Origin of the sequence: Gordonia sp. 135 (assembly GCF_009720185.1) — a bacterium.
Lineage (GTDB): Bacteria > Actinomycetota > Actinomycetes > Mycobacteriales > Mycobacteriaceae > Gordonia > Gordonia alkanivorans.
Genome location: NZ_CP046257.1, coordinates 3,504,987 through 3,520,903, shown reverse-complemented (window position 1 = coordinate 3,520,903; position 15,917 = coordinate 3,504,987). Strand labels below are relative to the sequence as shown.

The 15,917-nt window shown below is 67.9% G+C and carries 16 protein-coding genes; 12 read left to right on the top strand and 4 right to left on the bottom strand.

The genetic code is table 11. From position 1 onward, the window contains the following. Nucleotides 1–9 precede the first annotated feature (9 nt). On the bottom strand, nucleotides 10–987 hold the full coding sequence (locus GKZ92_RS15980; protein WP_006359430.1) for an ABC transporter substrate-binding protein: 978 nt from the start codon (nucleotides 985–987) through the stop codon (nucleotides 10–12). A 338-nt stretch (nucleotides 988–1,325) separates the two neighbouring features. Here GKZ92_RS15980 and ctaD point away from each other — a divergent pair, with 338 nt between their 5' ends. From ctaD to GKZ92_RS15960, 4 genes are read left to right on the top strand one after another with little or no spacing between them, the layout of a single operon-like run. Then, a complete protein-coding gene (ctaD, locus tag GKZ92_RS15975) occupies nucleotides 1,326–3,110 on the top strand; it encodes an aa3-type cytochrome oxidase subunit I (protein ID WP_006359429.1) in 1,785 nt (594 codons plus the stop codon). Between the two features lie 3 nt (nucleotides 3,111–3,113). Beyond that, complete coding sequence (gene serB / locus GKZ92_RS15970) at nucleotides 3,114–4,355, top strand: phosphoserine phosphatase SerB (RefSeq protein ID WP_075863831.1); 1,242 nt, start codon at nucleotides 3,114–3,116, stop codon at nucleotides 4,353–4,355. A gap of 1 nt (nucleotide 4,356) precedes the next feature. Beyond that, on the top strand, nucleotides 4,357–5,163 hold the full coding sequence (locus GKZ92_RS15965) for an aminoacyl-tRNA hydrolase (RefSeq protein WP_006359427.1): 807 nt from the start codon (nucleotides 4,357–4,359) through the stop codon (nucleotides 5,161–5,163). A 19-nt stretch (nucleotides 5,164–5,182) separates the two neighbouring features. Further along, nucleotides 5,183–5,635: a cupin domain-containing protein gene (locus tag GKZ92_RS15960; RefSeq protein WP_006359426.1), complete on the top strand. Its 453-nt coding sequence runs from the start codon at nucleotides 5,183–5,185 to the stop codon at nucleotides 5,633–5,635. 15 nt (nucleotides 5,636–5,650) lie between these two features. Here the strand turns inward: GKZ92_RS15960 and GKZ92_RS15955 are convergent, their stop codons facing one another. After that, nucleotides 5,651–6,664 (bottom strand): LLM class flavin-dependent oxidoreductase, encoded by a 1,014-nt coding sequence (locus GKZ92_RS15955; protein ID WP_006359425.1) that lies wholly within the window; start codon nucleotides 6,662–6,664, stop codon nucleotides 5,651–5,653. Nucleotides 6,665–6,760: 96 nt separating this feature from the next. On the opposite strand from GKZ92_RS15955, the gene GKZ92_RS15950 reads away from it, so the two are divergent. Both GKZ92_RS15950 and GKZ92_RS15945 read left to right on the top strand, forming a co-directional pair. After that, complete coding sequence (locus GKZ92_RS15950) at nucleotides 6,761–7,594, top strand: ABC transporter ATP-binding protein (protein WP_006359424.1); 834 nt, start codon at nucleotides 6,761–6,763, stop codon at nucleotides 7,592–7,594. Then, nucleotides 7,594–8,418: an NUDIX hydrolase gene (locus GKZ92_RS15945; RefSeq protein WP_035751220.1), complete on the top strand. Its 825-nt coding sequence runs from the start codon at nucleotides 7,594–7,596 to the stop codon at nucleotides 8,416–8,418. Before GKZ92_RS15950 ends, GKZ92_RS15945 begins: the two co-directional genes overlap by 1 nt. Nucleotides 8,419–8,422: 4 nt before the next feature. On the opposite strand, the gene ligD is transcribed toward GKZ92_RS15945, so the two are convergent. Further along, complete coding sequence (ligD, locus tag GKZ92_RS15940; protein WP_035751222.1) at nucleotides 8,423–9,403, bottom strand: non-homologous end-joining DNA ligase; 981 nt, start codon at nucleotides 9,401–9,403, stop codon at nucleotides 8,423–8,425. A 102-nt stretch (nucleotides 9,404–9,505) separates the two neighbouring features. Here ligD and GKZ92_RS15935 point away from each other — a divergent pair, with 102 nt between their 5' ends. The 5 genes from GKZ92_RS15935 to GKZ92_RS15915 all read left to right on the top strand — a co-directional run bounded on the left by GKZ92_RS15935 (nucleotide 9,506) and on the right by GKZ92_RS15915 (nucleotide 13,652). Further along, entirely contained in the window at nucleotides 9,506–10,294 is a 789-nt protein-coding gene (locus tag GKZ92_RS15935; protein ID WP_040004216.1) for an enoyl-CoA hydratase-related protein, read from the top strand. Nucleotides 10,295–10,349: 55 nt separating this feature from the next. Continuing rightward, entirely contained in the window at nucleotides 10,350–11,330 is a 981-nt protein-coding gene (locus tag GKZ92_RS15930; protein WP_035751226.1) for a class I SAM-dependent methyltransferase, read from the top strand. 111 nt (nucleotides 11,331–11,441) lie between these two features. Beyond that, entirely contained in the window at nucleotides 11,442–11,699 is a 258-nt protein-coding gene (locus GKZ92_RS15925) for a hypothetical protein (RefSeq protein WP_006359419.1), read from the top strand. A gap of 61 nt (nucleotides 11,700–11,760) precedes the next feature. Continuing rightward, nucleotides 11,761–12,960, top strand: coding sequence for a class I SAM-dependent methyltransferase (locus GKZ92_RS15920; RefSeq protein WP_155225414.1), 1,200 nt, complete (start codon nucleotides 11,761–11,763; stop codon nucleotides 12,958–12,960). 59 nt (nucleotides 12,961–13,019) lie between these two features. Continuing rightward, nucleotides 13,020–13,652 carry a DUF3887 domain-containing protein gene (locus GKZ92_RS15915; protein ID WP_075863827.1) on the top strand — a complete coding sequence of 211 codons (633 nt, stop codon included), beginning with the start codon at nucleotides 13,020–13,022 and terminating at the stop codon, nucleotides 13,650–13,652. A gap of 73 nt (nucleotides 13,653–13,725) precedes the next feature. Here the strand turns inward: GKZ92_RS15915 and GKZ92_RS15910 are convergent, their stop codons facing one another. Next, a complete protein-coding gene (locus GKZ92_RS15910) occupies nucleotides 13,726–15,063 on the bottom strand; it encodes an outer membrane protein assembly factor BamB family protein (protein WP_006359416.1) in 1,338 nt (445 codons plus the stop codon). A 91-nt stretch (nucleotides 15,064–15,154) separates the two neighbouring features. On the opposite strand from GKZ92_RS15910, the gene GKZ92_RS15905 reads away from it, so the two are divergent. Next, complete coding sequence (locus GKZ92_RS15905) at nucleotides 15,155–15,916, top strand: acyltransferase (protein ID WP_006359415.1); 762 nt, start codon at nucleotides 15,155–15,157, stop codon at nucleotides 15,914–15,916. The last annotated feature ends 1 nt before the right edge of the window (nucleotide 15,917 follow it).

Here is a 15,917-nt window from a genome sequence, read left to right as displayed (position 1 = left end):
GGGGGCCGCTCAGGAGTTGCCGTCGAGCGAACCCTTGACGTCGTTGAGGACCAGCCAGGCGGCAGCGAGGCCGGAGGAGTCGTACCAGACGGCGTCGTCGACGGCGAGCACGCGCTTCCACATCGAGGCACCCAGACCCAGCCACTCGTCGCTGAGCAGGACCTCTTCGCCGTGCTCCTGGCCCTTCTCACCTTCAAAGCTCACATAGATGAGGTCGCCTTCGGCCTCACGGAAGTTCTCGGAGGTGACGGGGAAGGAATCGGGGACCCGTTGCGGACCGGGCCGCTGGACGCCGATCTCACCGAGGACCTGGCCGGCGAAGGTGTCCATGCCGGCGATGGTCTCCGAGTCCTCGCCGAACCGGACCAGCGACACCTGCGTATGTGAGGCGTCCATGCGCCTGCCGGTCTTGGCGGCTTCGGTCGTGAACTCGGCCAGACGCTGCCGCCCGGCTTCGCTGCGGCCGACGGCGTCGGCGACGGCCTGGAACTGCTCCTGCCAGTCGCCGGCGGGGATCGTGGCCGAACGCACCGAGCCGAAGGGCTTCGACGACGCGGCGGTCTCGGGAGTGAGGAGGACGAGGTCGGCGTCGGCCTGCGACACAGCTGCGGCGTCGGGCGCGGTCCCGATCGCCGGCACCGACGACAGTCGGGGTCCGAGATAGGCGGGCACCGAACCAGGGGCAGCGGTCACGGCCGTCACCTTGTCGCCGATGCCGAGTGCACACAGGGCGTCCAGGAGCGCCGGATCGGTCACGACGATGCGGGTGGGATCGGTGGCGGCGTCGTCGGCCGGGGTGGGCGCGAGGCAGGTCTTCGAGAAGTCACGGTCGGCGGAGACGATGTTGACCTCCGCGACGCGGGTGACAGTGGTCGAGATGGTGGAGCCGTCGGGAGTGGTCAGCGGCTCGTCGCCGGAACACGCTGCCGACGCCGCGACGACGACCACGCCGAGGACCGCTGCCCAGACCGGCCGGCGTCCCCGCATACGACGAACACGTACATCCGTGACCCCGTTACCCCTGCTCTGCACCCGCCCAACCTAGCACCGGCGCCGGGGCGTCGAGCGTAGGCTTCCACGGGGCCGCCAGACCGTCGGCCGCAGACACCGAGCGGGGTCGCCAGACCACCCGGCGCGTCGAAGGAGGAAAGGGGTTTGAGCACGGCCGATGTGGTGCGTCGGGCGTCGAATACGACAGATCGTAGGACCCGTTCGGCCCGGGCGTCGGGAAGGGTTTAGGATCAGTACTCAGCGCTCGGTTTGTGTTCATGTGCCGACCGACGTTCGAAGGGGTTCGACGTCGAGCTCGCGCAAGAGGAGGATCTGTGACCGCGGTAGACCAACCCACCACGCAAGTGGCTCCAGTGCGACCATTCCCGGAGCGCTATCAGCCCAAGGGTTCGTTCATCTACAAGCTGTTGACGACGACCGATCACAAGCTGATCGGCATGATGTACATCACTGCATGTTTCGCGTTCTTCCTCATCGGCGGCCTGATGGCCCTGCTGATGCGTGGTGAGCTCGCGGCTCCGGGCATGCAGTTCCTGTCGACAGAGCAGTTCAACCAGCTCTTCACGATGCACGGCACCGTGATGCTGCTGATGTACGCGACCCCGATCGTCATCGGCTTCGCCAACTTCGTGTTGCCGCTGCAGATCGGTTCGCCCGACGTCGCCTTCCCGCGACTGAACGCACTCGGCTTCTGGCTGTTCGTCTTCGGTTCGACCATCGCCATCGCCGGCTTCATCACCCCGGGCGGTGCCGCCGACTTCGGTTGGACGGCGTACACGCCGCTGACCGACGCCGTACACAGCCCCGGCCTCGGTGCCGACCTGTGGATCATGGGTCTGGGTGTGTCCGGTCTGGGCACCATCCTCGGCGCGGTCAACATGGTCACCACCGTGGTCTGCCTCCGTGCACCCGGTATGACGATGTTCCGCATGCCGATCTTCACCTGGAACATCCTGGTGACCAGCGTGCTCATCCTGCTGATCTTCCCGCTGCTGACCGCTGCCCTGATGGGCCTCGAGGTCGACCGCCAGTTCGGCGCCCACATCTACGACCCGGCCAACGGCGGTGTCATCCTGTGGCAGCACCTGTTCTGGTTCTTCGGACACCCCGAGGTGTACGTCATCGCGCTGCCGTTCTTCGGCATCGTCTCGGAGGTCTTCCCGGTCTTCTCGCGTAAGCCGATCTTCGGATACTCGGGCCTGATCTACGCGACCCTGGCCATCGCCGCCCTGTCGGCCGCGGTGTGGGCGCACCACATGTACGTCACCGGCGCCGTGCTGCTGCCGTTCTTCTCCTTCATGACGTTCCTGATCGCGGTTCCGACCGGCGTGAAGTTCTTCAACTGGATCGGAACGATGTGGCGAGGTCACATCACGTTCGAGACGCCGATGCTGTTCTCCGTCGGCTTCATCGTGACCTTCCTCTTCGGTGGTCTGACCGGCGTCCTGCTCGCGAGCCCGCCGCTGGACTTCCACCTGTCCGACAGCTACTTCGTGGTCGCGCACTTCCACTACGTGCTCTTCGGCACCATCGTGTTCGCCACCTACGCCGGCATCTACTTCTGGTTCCCGAAGATGACCGGACGCATGCTCGACGAGCGCCTCGGCAAGATCCACTTCTGGCTGACGTTCATCGGCTTCCACATGACGTTCCTGGTGCAGCACTGGCTGGGCAACGAGGGCATGCCGCGTCGCTACGCCGACTACCTGCCGTCGGACGGCTTCACCACGCTGAACACCATCTCGACCATTGGTGCGTTCATCCTCGGCCTGTCGACCCTGCCGTTCTTGTGGAACGTCTTCCGCAGCTACCGCTACGGCGAGGTCGTGACCGTCGACGATCCGTGGGGCTTCGGCAACTCCCTGGAGTGGGCGACCTCGTCGCCGCCGCCGCGCCACAACTTCACCGAGCTGCCCCGCATCCGTTCGGAGCGTCCGGCCTTCGAGCTGCACTACCCGCACATGATCGAGCGGATGCGTGCCGAGGCTCATGTCGGCCCGGGTCACGACGCGGGCAAGGATCGCCAGATGGAAGAGGCTCGTCGCGAGCCGTTCACCGTGGGATCGCACGAGGGATCGCCTGATCCCGATCCGCGCTGACCGGTGGGCAACGACTCAACAGGCACTACCGGTACGACCGTTCTCTTCACTGTCACCGGTCCCGACCGGCCAGGTGTCACCTCTGTTCTCATGGGTGCCCTGGCCGGTCAGGCCGTTGCACTGCTCGACGTCGAGCAGGTGGTCATCCGCGGTCAGCTGACGCTCGGCGTGCTCGTCTCCGCGAACGGAGATCCCGAGACGCTGCAGGAGATCGTCGAGCAGGCGATGGCCTCCATCGGCTTCGACGTGCGGGTGGAGATCGGTGTCGATTCGGGTAGCCGTTCGACCTCGTCTCATGCCGTCGTGATCCTGGGCAGTCCGGTCACGGCCACCGCCTTCAGCGCGGTCGCCGCGAAACTCGCCGGTCAAGGCGGAAACATCGACTCGATCCGCGGTATCGCCGACTATCCGCTCACCGGCCTCGAACTGATGGTCAGCGTGGCCGGCCGCGGCGGGGTCGCCGCCGACGCCGCCCTGCGGAAGGGGCTCGCCGAAGTCGCCGCCAAGCATTCGGTCGACATCGCAGTCGAACGCGGTGGTCTGGCCCGGCGCGCCAAGCGCCTCATCGTCTTCGACGTCGACTCCACCCTGATCCAGGGTGAGGTCATCGAGATGCTCGCCGCGAAAGCCGGCCGTGAAGCCGAGGTCGCGGCGGTCACCGAAGCCGCCATGCGCGGTGAGCTCGACTTCGAACAGTCACTGCACCAGCGCGTGGCGGCCCTCGCCGGGCTCGACGCCGGGGTCATCGACGACGTCGCGAAGTCGCTGCAGCTCACGCCGGGCGCCCGCACCACGATCCGCACGCTGCATCGGCTCGGGTTCCACTGCGGCCTGGTGTCGGGTGGTTTCCGTCAGGTCATCGACGGTCTGGCCCACGAACTCGAACTCGACTTCGTGCGCGCCAACACTCTCGAGATCGTCGACGGCAAACTGACCGGACGCGTGATCGGCGAGGTCGTCGACCGGACCGGCAAGGCCCGTGCGCTGCGTTCCTTCGCCGACCAGGTCGGGGTGCCGATGGAGCAGACGATCGCCGTCGGCGACGGTGCCAACGACATCGACATGCTCAGCGTCGCCGGACTCGGCATCGCGTTCAATGCGAAGCCCGCGTTGCGGGAGGTCGCCGACGCCACGCTCAACCACCCGTTCCTCGACGCCGTGCTGTTCATCCTCGGGGTGTCGCGCGACGAGATCGAGGCCGCGGACGCCGCCGACGGCGTGTACCGGCGGGTTCCGCTCGGCTGACGTGTCGGACACGACAGACAACGCCGACGTGACGGGCTTGCCCGTCACCCGTGACGCCGTGACGCGGCCGCCGGTCACCCCCGATGCGGTCGTGGCGAACCATCGACGCCTCGTCGGATACGTCGGGGGCGGTGAGGATCCTGAGGATCCGGCCGACGTCCTGGCGATGGCGATGGTGCTGCGCGTCGAGAAGTCCGATCCGCCGGATCGCACCGACCTGTTGACCGCGGCGGCACGGGCCGTCGCGCTGCTGTGTCTCGACGACCGCGCAGCCGGTGACGGTCCGTGGGCGGCGGCGATGGACGACTGGTGCCAGGCCCGCATTCGTAAGATCGCTCGTCGAGCCCGTGGCGCGCAATGGGCTGCGGCGCAAGAGGTGTGGGGCGTGACCGCGACCGAGGGTGGCGCCGAGGCGCGCGCGTTCGTGCCCGGCCGCGTCGGCGATCTCGACCGGCGGGTCAAGAAGCTGCAGATCGGCGGCACCGAGGTCGACGGCGAACTCCCCACCGAGAGGCCGGATCACGGCGTGGTGCTGTGGACGAATCCCGGGCTCGACATGACCGTCGGCAAGCTCGCCGCGCAGGTCGGTCACGCATCGATGCTCGCCGCCAAACTTCTCGACGCCGACGAGGCGATCCGGTGGCGGCTCGACGACTGTCCGCTGGCGGTGCGTGAGGCCACGCCCGAACGATGGCGTGACCTGCTCGAGGCCGATGCGTCCGGCACCGCGGTCGCGGTCCGTGATGCCGGGTTCACCGAGATCGCGCCCGGTTCGGTCACCGTCATCGCCGAAGTCGTCGGGAACTGATCACGAGACAGGGGAGCAGATGAGCGCCACCGAACTACCGGACTGGGCGAAAAGCCTTGACCTGCAACCGCACCCGGAGGGTGGCTGGTTTCGCGAGACCTGGCGCAGCGGGATCGGGCTGCCGAACGCGGTGCTCCCGGCCGGCTACACCGGTGACCGGGCCGCCGGCACCGCGATCTACTTCGTCCTGACGCCCGGCCAACAGTCCGCGTGGCACACCGTGCGCGGCTCAGAGCTCTGGCTGCACCATCGCGGGGCGCCGGTGCAGCTCGATCTGGGCGGCGACGGCGATGCCCCCGGCGATCCGACCCCGATCATCGTCGGGCCCGACATCGAGGCCGGGAATCAGCCGCAGGCGCTGGTGCCGCCCGGCATGTGGCAGCGTGCGCGCCCCGTCGGCGACGAGGCGGCACTGGTCAGCTGTGTCGTCGTGCCCGGCTTCGACTTCGCGGACTTCCGGCTCGAGGACTGAGACTCGGCTCCGGGATCAACCGCCTACGGCCACCGGCGAATTCGCCGGGGCGAGATGCCCGAGAGTGCTCATCCAGACGTCGCGACTCGGTGCCAGCGACGCAACGATCAGCTCGTCGGCATCGGCATGTCCGGCGAACCAGCTCAGGTACTGTCGCACCTCATCGGGCGTCCCGATACCGGCGTAGGTGAGCATCTCGTCGATCTGGCGGCCTTGGGGCATCGACAGCACCGCGTCGGCTTCTTCGTCGGTGAATGTGCGGCCGCGTCCGTAGAGCAGGGAGACGCGCTGACGGCGGGCGATCTGCAACTGCTGCTGTGCGACGTCGGGATCGTCGTCGGCGATCACGCCGACACCGGCGATCACGTACGGCTCGGCGAGCACCTCCGACGGCCGGAACTCGCGGCGGTACAACTCGACTGCCTGCGTCAGGGCCTGCGGTGCGAAGTGCGACGCGAAGGCGTAGGGGAGTCCGAGGGCGGCGGCGAGCTGCGCGCCGAAGAGCGACGAACCCAGGATGTAGAGCGGTATGTGGGTCCCGGCGCCCGGCGTGGCGCGGACGCCTTCGATGCGGGACTCGTCGCCGAGGAACGCCTGCAGTTCGAGAACGTCGTGCGGGAACCGTTCGGCTGACGCGTGGGTGCGACGCAGGGCCTGGAAGGTCTGCTGGTCGCTGCCCGGGGCGCGGCCGAGTCCGAGGTCGATGCGGCCGGGATGGAGTTCGGCGAGGGTGCCGAACTGCTCGGCGATGGTGAGCGGGGCGTGGTTGGGCAGCATGACGCCGCCGGCACCGAGGCGGATGGTCGAGGTGTGGGCGGCGATGTGCGCGATGAGCACAGCAGGCGCCGACGACGCGATCGCCGACATGTTGTGGTGTTCGGCGTACCAGATCCGCTTGTATCCCCACTTCTCCGCGTTCTGCGCGAGATCGACACTGGCGGCGAGACTTTCCGCGACGGTCTCGTCGCGGCCGACGGTGGCGAGATCCAGGATGGACAGAGGAAGGTGTTGAGCGGTCACGTAGTCCATCAACCCGGCGAACCGGTCGGTGTATTCCCGTGACGTGTATCGGACACGGCTGAGCCGAACCGGTCGAACGGACGGGCGTGAGGCAGGATAGGGGTCGTGACCGAATCCGATCCCGACCTCTTGATCGACTTCCGCGACGTCGCGATCGTCCGTGGCGGCAAAACGCTTGTCGGCCCGCTGTCCTGGCAGGTCGAACTGGACGAACGCTGGGTCATCATCGGGCCCAACGGTGCCGGTAAGACGACACTTCTGCGACTGGCGGGTGCCGAACTGCACCCGACGTCGGGCACCGCATTCGTGCTGAACGAGAAGCTCGGCCGGATCGAGATCCGCGAACTCGCGACGCGGATCGGCGTCGCCAGTCCCGCCCTCGTCGACCGCGTGCCCGACCACGAGGTCGTCAGCGACGTCGTCATCTCCGCCGGCTACGCCGTCCTGGGGCGCTGGCGCGAGGCCTACGACGACATGGACCGCGACCAGGCCGTCGAATCGCTGGAGTCGATGGGCGCGGAGCATCTCGCCGACCGCACCTTCGGCACCCTGTCGGAGGGGGAGCGCAAGCGCGTGATCATCTCCCGCGCCCTCATGACCGACCCCGAACTCCTGCTGCTCGACGAGCCGGCCGCCGGTCTCGACCTCGGCGGCCGCGAAGAACTCGTCGACCGCCTCGCGACCCTCGCCGCCGACCCCGACGCTCCCGCCATCGTGCTGATCACCCATCATGTGGAGGAGATCCCGGAGGGGTTCACGCACGCGCTGATCCTGTCCGAGGGTGGCGTCGTGGCGCAGGGCCTCCTCGAGGAGGTGCTGACCAGTGAGAACCTGACGGCCGCCTTCCGGCAGCAGATCATCCTCGACAAGGTCGACGGCCGGTACTTCGCTCGACGCCGTCGCCGCGCGGGCGGTCACCGTCGAGCAGGAGGCAACTGATGACATCCACCGATCACGGACCCGAGGTCGTGTCCGCACCGATCCGCGACGCCGCGACGGTCGTCCTGGTCCGTGACTCCGCCGACGGCATCGAGGTGTTCCTGCAGCGTCGGGTGAAGCAGATGGCTTTCGCCGGCGGCATGACCGTATTCCCGGGTGGCGGCGTCGACAAGCGCGACGCCGGCGCCCACGTGGCCTGGACCGGGCCGCAAGCGGCGTGGTGGGCCGAGCAGTTCAACACCGATGACGAGCTCGCCCAGGCGCTCGTGTGCGCGGCCGTCCGCGAGACCTTCGAGGAATGCGGCGTTCTGCTCGCGACCACCGCCGACGGTTCTTTCGCCGACCCGGGCGCCCTCGCCGACGACCGGCAACAGCTCGTCGAGAAGTCTCTGTCCTTCGCCGAGTTCCTCACCGCGCGCGGCCTCACCCTGCGTGCCGATCTGCTGAGTCCGCTCGCGCACTGGATCACCCCGGTCAACGAGAAGCGTCGCTACGACACCCGGTTCTTCCTCGCTGCCATGCCCGAGGGCCAGCAGGCCGACGCCGAGACCACCGAGGCCGAGGTGGCGCGCTGGGTCAACGCCCGCGTCGCGATCGACGCCTGGGCCGACGGCAAGCACTTCCTGATGCCGCCGACCTGGGCGCAGCTGCACTACGTCAGCGGCTTCCCGAGTGTCGATGAGCTGCTGGCCGCCGAGCGGTCCGTCGAGTGCATCCTGCCGAACACCACCCCGGGCGCCGGGCTCGCCGGACTCGGGTTCCCCGGCTCCGACGAGTACTTCCGCACGCTCGGCGATCAGACGCCGCCGGAGATCACGCTGTAGATCCTCACGGCTCGTCGAGATCGACGGCGTCGTCCTCGTCCTCGGCGATGTCCTCGCGATCGGCCCAGTCGAGCAGCGTGTCGAGCCGGTGGGCGACGTCGTCGATCTCGGCGTGCAGGTCGCCGAGTTCGGCGAATCGCGCGGGCACGGTGGCGATGGTGAAGTCGTCGGGTTCGATGTCGTCGATCTCGTTCCAGCGGATCGGCGTGGACACCGTCGCGCGTTGGTTGCCGCGCACCGAGTAGGCCGACGCCATGGTGTGGTCGCGGGTGTTCTGGTTGTAGTCGACGAACACGGCTGCCGGGTCGCGATCCTTGCGCCACCACGTTGTCGTGACGTCTTGGGGTGCCCGGCGCTCGACCTCGCGGGCGAACGCGAGCGCGGCGCGCCGGACCTGAGGGAACCCCCACTCGGGGGCGATGCGCACGTAGATGTGCAGACCGCGACCACCCGAGGTCTTCGGGAAGCCACGCATGCCCAGCTCGTCGAGAACCTCCTCGACGACGTGGGCCACCCGCTGGATGCGTGAGAAGGTGCAGTCCGGCATGGGGTCGAGGTCGATGCGCCACTCGTCGGGGGATTCGGGGTCGGCGCGGCGTGAGTTCCAGGGGTGGAACTCGACCGTCGACATCTGTACCGCCCAGATCACCGATGCCAGCTCGGTCACGCACAGCTCGTCGGCGGTGCGTCCGTAGCGGGGGAAGTAGATCTCGGTGGTCTCGAGCCAGTCCGGTGCGCCCGCCGGGACCCGCTTCTGGTGCACCTTGTTGCCGCTGACGCCCTTGGGGAAACGGTGCAGCATGCAGGGACGTTCGCGCAGCGCCCGCACGATGCCGTCACCCACCGACAGGTAGTACTCGGCGAGGTCGCGCTTGGTCTCGCCGCGTTCGGTGAAGTACACGCGATCAGGGCTGGACAGGCGGACGGTGCGGTCACCCACCGTCAGCTCGATCGGCTCACCTGCGGAACCCGCGCCTTTGGCCATGTCGCCAACTGTAGGGCGCGCGGATGTGACGCGTGGGTTGTCGCAGGCCGATGACACCGGGCTGCGACACCACGCCGACTTACCAGACGGTAGCCTTCGAGGATGCCTGAGTTCGTGACCCTCGAAACGTCCGACGACCATCCCGGCGTGGGCACCATCCTGCTGGCCCGCCCGCCGATGAACGCGTTGAGCCGCCAGGTGCAGGCCGAACTGGCCGCGGCCGCCGAGGAGGCGACCCTCCGCGACGACATCAAGGCCGTCGTCGTCTACGGCGGACCCAAGGTCCTCGCCGCCGGCGCCGACATCAAGGAGATGAACGACCTCAGCTACGCCGAGATGAGCAAGGTCGCCGGTCGTCTGCAGCGCGACCTCGGCGCCATCTCCGAGATCCCGAAGCCCACGGTCGCGGCCATCACCGGCTACGCGCTGGGCGGCGGCCTCGAAGTCGCGCTGGGAGCCGACCGCCGGATCGCCGGTGACAACGCGAAACTCGGCGTGCCCGAGGTTCTCCTCGGACTCATCCCCGGTGGTGGCGGTACGCAGCGTCTGGCGCGGCTCATCGGACCGGCCAAGGCCAAGGACCTCATCTTCACCGGCCGGTTCGTCGGCGCCGAGGAGGCACTCGCGATCGGACTGGTCGACGAGGTCGTCGCCCCCGACGAGGTCTACAACGCCGCACTGGCCTGGGCGGGTCGGTTCACCAATGCCGCGTCAGTGGCGATCGCCGCCGCCAAGAAGGCCGTCGACCAGGGGCTGGGCGTGGACCTCCACACCGGACTCAAGATCGAGGAGCAGCTCTTCGCGGCGCTGTTCGCCACCGAGGACCGTGCCATCGGTATGAAGTCGTTCGTGGAGAACGGTCCCGGCAAGGCGGAGTTCACCGGTCGCTGACGGCGCGGCCCCACCAACATCACGACTGACCGACCCACGCGACAAGGAAGCGATCATGACCACCGACGCCACTCCGGGTATCGATCCGGCGCCGAATCCGCATGCCACCGAGGAGCAGGTGCAGGCCGCTCTGAAGGACACCAAGCTCGCCCAGGTGCTCTACCACGACTGGGAGGCCGAGACCTACGACGAGAAGTGGTCGATCAGCTTCGACGAACGCTGCATCGATTACGCGCGTGGACGTTTCGACGCCATCGAGATCGACGAGCCGCTGCCGTACGGGCGCGCGATGGAACTCGGTTGTGGCACTGGCTTCTTCCTGCTGAACCTCATGCAGTCGGGTGTCGCCGAGAAGGGTTCGGTCACCGACCTGTCGCCGGGCATGGTGAAGGTCGCACTGCGCAACGCCGAGAACCTGGGACTCGACGTCGACGGCCGGGTTGCCGACGCGGAGAAGATCCCGTACGACGACAACACCTTCGACCTCGTCGTCGGACACGCTGTGCTGCACCACATCCCCGACGTCGAGCAGGCGCTGCGCGAGGTGCTGCGCGTGCTCAAGCCTGGCGGTCGTTTCATCTTCGCCGGCGAGCCGTCGACCATCGGCGACTTCTACGCGCGCTGGATGAGCCGCGCGACGTGGGCCGTCACCACCAACGTGACCAAGTTCGGGCCGCTGCAGAGCTGGCGGCGTCCGCAGGAGGAGCTCGACGAGTCCTCGCGTGCCGCCGCTCTCGAGGCCGTCGTCGACATCCACACCTTCGATCCCGACGAGCTGGCCGGCATCGCCCGTTCCGCCGGAGCCGCCAAGGTCGCCACCGCCACCGAGGAACTGGCCGCCGCCATGCTCGGCTGGCCGGTCCGCACCTTCGAGGCCGCGGTGCCGCCGGAGAAGCTCGGCTGGGGCTGGGCGCGGTTCGCGTTCGGCGGCTGGAAGCGCCTGACCTGGCTCGACGAGAACGTCTTGCGCAAGGTCGTGCCGCAGAAGTTCTTCTACAACGTGGTGGTCACCGGCACCAAGCCCGGCGATTCGTAGAAAGCGCAGGGTTATAGCGCGCATTCTCTCTACCGATCGGGTCGTCGCCTCTGCGGCGGCCCGATCGTCGTTTTCGGGACCGGGGCCGCTTCCTGCGTGCAACCATGGGCTATGGCCACCCTGCTGACGTCCGATGAGTTCGAGATCCGTCTGCTCTTCAGTGATCCGGTACCGGAGGTGAGGCAGTTCCTCCACGAGGTCATCGCGAAGCGTGAACCGATCGCTCTCGACGTCGAGGGCACGGTGCATCTGCTGAACGTCGCCAACGCCAGACACGTGGTGCTGGCCGATCAGGACCCGGACGACGAGTCGCTGGCGACCGGCGATCGGACCACGATCGTCACATCCCTCGTGGAGCTGCGTCAGTAGGCTCTGCGACGCGGCGGGCGGCCCGGGGAGACGCGGGCCACGACGGTAGCCTGCAAGGATCATGAGCTACTCCTTCAGTCTCGACGACGTCGCCTTCCTGCGGTCGCGGCATGGTGAGAAGGCCCTGGAGACGGTGTCGGCTCTGGCCCTCACCCCGGCGTCGATGCTGTCCGACATCACCGAGGTCCGCAGCCGGTATGCACCGCATGATGCCGCGCTGATCGAGACCGTCCGGAACCGTCGACGAGCCGCGTCGAAACTGCGGGACCCGGCCGAGTTGTTGCTCACCGACGACGGCGTGCAGCAGGCGACCGCCTCGGTCGTCGCCGCGCACCGCGCCGCTGAGATCGCCGCCCGGTTTCCGGCGTCGGTGGTCCACGACATGACCTGCTCGATCGGTGCGGAGCTACGAGAACTGGTGCGCGTCAACGGGATCACCGGAGTGATCGGCAGCGACCTCGACCGCGTCCGGCTCGCGATGGCGCGCCACAACGTACCCGACGCGACGCTCCTCGTCGCCGACGCGCTCACCCCGACCTCGACTGCGGACGTACTCCTCGCCGACCCCGCGCGACGGTCCGACGCCGGCCGGATCTTCCGCCTCGACCAACTGACCCCACCGCTGCTGGAACTGCTCGCCACCTATGCGGGCCGCGTACTGATCGTGAAATGTGCTCCCGGACTGGATCATCAGTTGCTGCGCAATCGGTTCGGATTCGACGGCGAGGTCCAGGTGACCTCGCTCGACGGCGGTGTCCGGGAAGCGTGCCTGTGGTCGGGGCCGGGGATCGAGACCCGGCGCCGGGCAACGGTTCTGCGTACGCGGCCCGACGGGACGGTGTCGCAGTTCGAGATCACCGATCACGAGGACGACGACGTGCCGGCAGGCGAGGCGGGGGAGTGGATCGTCGACCCGGATGGTGCCGTCGTGCGTGCCGGTCTCGTCAAGCACTACGCCCACCGTTTCGGCCTGTGGCAGCTCGATCCCCAGATCGCCTACCTGACCGGCGATTCGGTGCCTGCGGGGGCACGTGGGTTCCGCGTGATCGAGCAGGTGGGGGTGACGGAGAAGGTTCTCCGCAAGGCCCTGGCCGCGCACGGTTGCGGGCCGCTCGAGATCCTCGTCCGCGGCCTCGACGTCGATCCCGATCAGCTCCGCAAGAAGCTCAAACCCAAGGGCGCCCGGCCACTGTCGGTGGTGCTCACCCGGATTGGACGCAAGGGAACCGCCTTCATCTGCGAGCCGGGAATCAGGTTCTGACCCGATCGCTTGTAAACCGGAGCTTGACACCCGGGTGCTTGTAAACCTATCCTTTACAAGTGTCCGAGGTGGAAGAAACAGCACGGGAGATCGAGCGATACGCGCGCAGCGTGGCGACCGGACCCGGTTCCGAACCGGGTGACCCGGGTGCCCGCGAAGCGGCTCTGACCAGAGTCCATGACGCACTCCAATTGGGCCGTCGCGCAGAGGAATTGCTCAGTGCCACGGCTCGTTCGGCGCGCGAGTTCGGGTGTACCTGGCAGGAGATCGGCGACGTCGTCGGCGTCACCCGTCAGGCGGCGTTCCAACGCTTCGGCAAACCCATCGATCCCAGAACAGGAGCACCCATGCAGAAAGTCACGATTGCCCACGCCGACGCCATGGCCCTTGACGTCATCGAGAAGATCACCGAGGCCGAGTGGGCGACCGTCACAGCACGTTTCGACGAGACCATGACGGCTGCCCTGTCCGACGCCGCACTGGCCGACGCTTGGGCGTCGGTGGTGGCACTCCACGGTGAACTCGAGAGGACCGGAACGCCTTTCGTGCGCGGTCACGGCCTCCACACGGTGGTAGACGTGCCGCTCGAGCAGGAGGCCGGGGAGATGGTTTTCCGCGTGGCGTTCGACGCCGACGGCCGGATCGCGGGATTGTTCTTCCTCAATCCCGACGCAGCGAGCCAGGAGCTCTGAGCGACCACGCACAAACACGATGCGGGCTGAGTGCCGGTTTCCGGCACTCAGCCCGCATTCTGGTTCCGGCGCTTTATCCCAGGTTGGCCTTGCTGTCGAAGAAGTACACCTCGCCGAGGTTGGTCGCGGTCGCGATCTGGCCCCAGTAGGAGACCGAGACGCCGGTCGCGAAACCCGACGAATTCGGCAGTGGCAGGGTGCGTTTCGTCGCCCCGTCGTCGGTGGAGACCTCCACCAGCGACAGCGTGTCCTTGCCGGCGTCGCGGACGACCGTCCAGGCGGTCTTCTGCTGGGTCAACGCAGACAGGCTCACCGTGGCGAGATCGGTGCGCTGCCACACCTTTTCGGCGCGGTCACCCGCGTCTCGGTACAGCGTGAGCGGGGCACCGAGCGAACCGGTGGGGATGATCAGGCCGTCGGGCGACACGGTCATCGTCGCGAAGCCGTGGCCGCCGATGTCCTGGGTCCACTTGGTCGACCCGTTCTCGGTGTTCAGGGCGACGATCTTGCCGTCGCGCGAGAAGGCGTAGAGCGTCGCACCGTCGGCGGACAGGGTCGGCGTACCGATGACGCCGCTCGGGACGTCGGTCTGCCACGCGGTTCGCACCTCGCGCTTGCCGGCGACCTTGTTGTACTTCATCGCCCGGATCTGCGACGACGCCGCGCCCTGCGGGAAGAAGTTGAGGTAGAAGCGTTCCCGGTCGGTGTCGACCGCCGCGGGTGCCGGGATCGCGCACTGCGGTCCGTTGCGCACACAGTCGCCGAAGCCGAGGAGCGGCTCCTCCGGATCGGCGTCGTCGCGCAGCTTCACCTCGGGGGCGACGAGCTCGTTGCGCTGGGTGTCGATCAAGAGGATCTGGCCCTGCGTCGTCGTCACCAGCACCTCGTTCGGCGCAGCGAACTTCGCCGACAGCGGGACACCGATCACGCCGGCGCGCCAGCGGATCGCACCACCGGCGTTGAACGCGAGGAAGGTGGCCTCCTCGCCGAGGTACGGCTGGTCGTACTGGTCGACGAGCATCGCGTTGACCTCGACCCCGGCACGCATGTCCTTGCAGAAGTTCTTGCGTCCCGACCGGCCGTCGAGCACCAGGACGTTGCAACCCTGGGTGGCATTCGACGTGACCCCCACATTGCCCTTGCCGGAGATCGTGACCGGCGCCGTGACCGGACCGCCGGTGGGTCGGGTCCAGCTGAGGGTCAGATCATCGGGGACGTCGGCGTAGGCGAAGTTCGCGTTGCCGGGCACGCCGCCGTAGCTGGGCCAGCCGACGCTCGGGATCGAGCGTACGTCGATGTGACCGTCGGAGCAGCCGGCGAGCACCAGCGAGCTCACGGCCGTGACGGCGACGAACAGGCGGGTCAGCGCAGATCGGCGGTGTCGGGACACCTGCGGTCGTGCCAAGGCCATCGGCGCTCCTCATCGTCGGTCCTCACCGGCACGCGTCGTGCCAGCAGTGAGCCTATCGTGCGCGATTTTCGGGTCGTTTAGGGTTTGTCCCATGACCACCATGTGGAACGCCTCCTACCGGTCCCGACGCCGCGCCGGCCGTCGCCGCGACCCCGAGCAGGCGCGATTCCTCACTCTCGATTCGCTGCGCTGGGTGAAACGCAACCGCGCGTACACCCCGTGGTACCTGGTCCGTTACTACCGTCTCGCGAAGTTCCGTCTGGCCAACCCGCACGTCGTGCTGCGCGGCATGGTGTTCCTCGGCCGCAACGTGGAGATCCACTGCACCCCGGAGCTCGCCCGGATGGAGATCGGCCGCTGGGTCCACATCGGCGACGGCAACTCGATCCGCTGCCACGAGGGCAGCCTGAAGATCGGCGACAAGACCGTCTTCGGCTGCAACAACGTGGTGAACGCCTACCTCGACCTCGAGATCGGTGGATCCACCCTCGTCGCCGATTGGTGCTATATCTGCGACTTCGACCACAAGATGGACGACATCACGCTGCCCATCAAGGATCAGGGCATCGTGAAGGGCCCGGTCCGCATCGGCCCGGACACGTGGGTCGCGGCCAAGGTGTCGGTGCTGCGCAACACCATCGTCGGCCGAGGCTGTGTCCTCGGCTCGCACGCGGTGGTCAAGGGGATGATCCCGGACTACTCGGTCGCGGTCGGGGCGCCGGCTCGCGTGGTCAAGAACCGCATGGACGACTGGGCCGAGAACGCCGAGCAGCGCGCCGAACTCGAACGCGCCCTCGCCGACATCGAACGCAAGAAAGCGGCGGCGGAAAAGGCCGCGGCGGAAGGGCGGTAGG